A 2,641-nucleotide genomic window follows, 5' to 3' on the forward strand; every position below is an offset into this window, starting at 1 on the left:
GGGCAAAACAAAAAGAGTGAGGGAGCCGAAAGGCAACCACTTTCCTATAGGAATCCAATAGATCCCCAGTTGTCCGGATCAACTGGAAATTCTACTAGAAAGAGCTCTTACTACTAATATACGAGGAGTGTTAAAAATGAAGATTTCATTTGCAAAATGGCTAAGCCTATTAGCTATCATTTCCCTACTTGCAGGGTGTCAGACTTCAGGTCCATCTGAAGGTGAGTCTGCTGATAATGAAACGACATTATCCTCATCATTTGCAGAAGGCTCCTCTGAAACGCAAGAGCAAACATCTGAAAGTCACACACAAAAAAGTGAACACAATCACGAACATAGTCATGCTCATGACGAAGAAAAAGAGAAAATTTATAATGGCTATTTTGAAGACAGCCAAGTGAAGGATCGTTCACTCTCTGATTGGGAAGGAGACTGGCAATCAGTATATCCATATCTACAAGATGGTACGCTTGACGAGGTATTTGCTTATAAAGCTGAACATGAAGGTGACATGTCAGCTGAAGAATATAAGGAGTATTATAAAAAAGGGTATGAAACAGATGTTGACCGTATCGTAATACAAGACAATTCTGTAACGTTCTTTAAAAATGGAGAAGAATTTTCTGGTGAGTATACCTATGATGGGTACGAAATTCTAACAAATGATGCGGGAAATAGAGGAGTAAGATACATATTTAAACTAGCAAATCAAGCCGAAGGACTTCCTCAGTATATTCAATTTAGTGATCATAATATCTACCCAACTGAATCTGATCACTACCACCTGTATTGGGGTTAGGACCGTGAAGCTTTATTGGATGAAGTCACAAACTGGCCAACCTACTACCCATCAGAAATGGATGGTCATGATATTGCCCATGAAATGATGGCACATTAAATTAGGTGTCACGATGGTTATTACTTTGACAAGTATATATGATTCAAAGGTTATCAAACTAGAATCTCTTCTATTAAATACTAAAAATTTTAAAATAAAGAATATCTGTTTTGTGATTTTGAGTTAATCGGAAAATGACTGGAAGAGGGTTACAAAGTTCCCTCTTCCATAGCCCTAATTGTGGAAACGTCAGAACCAAACAATTCTTCATCATCCCTTTGCATAAGTCGTTTCTGAAATAGGGTTAAAATATTTTGGAATATACATGATAATCCACCTTTTAAAAAGTTATTTTAGTATTTTGGTCATTATAAAGTCAGTTTGTTCTTCATCACCCATATAAAAAGAGTGGGCTCCAGTTTGAACAAACCCCATTTTCTTATAAAAAGCAATGGCATTTTCATTTTTTTCCCATACGCCTAGCCAGATTTTCTTTTGATTACGTTCCATCGCAATTTCCATAGCTTTATTTAGCAGACATTTACCAAGCCCATGTTTTTGAAATTCGCTCTTTATATATATCCTTTCAATTTCAAGTGATTCATCACCCATTTCTTCAGACTGAGCATCATTGGTATTGACTTTTAAATATCCAGCGACTTCGTTATTAAAATAAACAAAAAAGAATTGTGAAGAAATATTGGACAATTCTTTTTCTAATTGTTTTAAGTTAAATGCCCTTTCCAAATACGCATTCATATTTTCTGGTGAATTCTGATCCTTAAATGTCTCATAAAATGTTTCATAACTAATTTCTTGAAGTTTGCGTAAGTCCTCGAGGTTACACTGTTTTATATAAATAGTCACTTGAATATGTCGCTCCTTTGTATAATCAATAATTTCTCTTGTTTCCCTTTTTTACAAATTCCCAGTCTTTTTCTATATTTTTTCTTACTCTTTGAAGAAGATTGAAAATGGTTTCTACTTCGCTTTCAGAAAACCCCTCTAATGCAACGATATTGGAATAATCATTTTCTCTTTTTATAAAAGGATAAACATTTTTCCCTTTCTCTGTTGGAAAGAGCTTTTTTATTTTTTTGTTATGTCGATCGTCTCTCCTTTCAATAAAACCATTCAGTTCAAGTTTTTTTATCGCTCGAGCTGCTGTTGTTCGATCTACTTTTATCATCTCAGCTAGCTTTTCTTGAATGATTCCTGGGTTTTCACATATTCGTATAAGGTACAAATACTGCCCTTTTGTAAGGTCATATTGTTTAAATTCTATATTACTTATAGAATCTAAAGCCCTTGCTATCATTCCAATTTCACGAAGAATTTCCTTCATAGCTAACTCCTTAGCGAAAAATTTTGTTGTAAATGCAACAATAATAACATATATTAAATGTAACTTAACTTTGTTGCATTTGCAACAAAAAATAATGAAAAAGAGGCATTGGGATTTCACTTTTGATGCGCACTTTTGGTATGTCTGTCTATTAATGTGGGACTTACTGTGGAGTGTTGGAAAATAATAGCAGCTTTAATGTTGATATGTTGTTTGGAGGGCCAATACTTAATTACTTTGAAATAGTATTAGATCGCATTTAAACACTCTCTAGTACATCACCAAATTATGATAAAAAAAATCCATTCAATATAGGATGGTTTATTGTTTCTATAAATGTCAACGATAATATGTACACTTTTGCTCGTTTTAGAATGTACAATTCTGCTATTCGGACTTTGGTATTATCCCCCAGCCTTTCTGTTTCTTTTGCTGGGGGGAGGTTTTGTTAATCTAAA

The 2,641-nt window shown here is 33.9% G+C and carries 2 protein-coding genes and 1 pseudogene; 1 reads left to right on the forward strand and 2 read right to left on the reverse strand.

Annotated elements, in window-relative coordinates:
• Positions 1-136 precede the first annotated feature (136 nt).
• Positions 137-898, forward strand: a pseudogene (locus MLE14_RS22035) (ZinT family metal-binding protein).
• A gap of 288 nt (positions 899-1,186) precedes the next feature.
• On the opposite strand, the gene MLE14_RS22040 reads toward MLE14_RS22035, so the two are convergent.
• Both MLE14_RS22040 and MLE14_RS22045 read right to left on the reverse strand, forming a co-directional pair.
• Positions 1,187-1,705: a GNAT family N-acetyltransferase gene (locus MLE14_RS22040; protein ID WP_243300514.1), complete on the reverse strand. Its 519-nt coding sequence runs from the start codon at positions 1,703-1,705 to the stop codon at positions 1,187-1,189.
• A gap of 25 nt (positions 1,706-1,730) precedes the next feature.
• The gene (locus MLE14_RS22045) at positions 1,731-2,183 is read right to left on the reverse strand and encodes a MarR family winged helix-turn-helix transcriptional regulator (protein ID WP_243300515.1); all 453 of its coding nucleotides are present in this window, start codon (positions 2,181-2,183) and stop codon (positions 1,731-1,733) included.
• Positions 2,184-2,641 lie beyond the last annotated feature (458 nt).

The sequence above is a fragment of the Bacillus litorisediminis genome (assembly GCF_022808645.1).
Taxonomy (GTDB): Bacteria; Bacillota; Bacilli; order Bacillales; family JC228; genus Bacillus_BF; species Bacillus_BF litorisediminis.

Excerpts from the sequence above, each read along its gene's own strand:
- MLE14_RS22045 (WP_243300515.1), bottom strand. The coding sequence starts at position 2,183 with ATGAAGGAAATTCTTCGTGAAATTGGAATGATAGCAAGGGCTTTAGAT.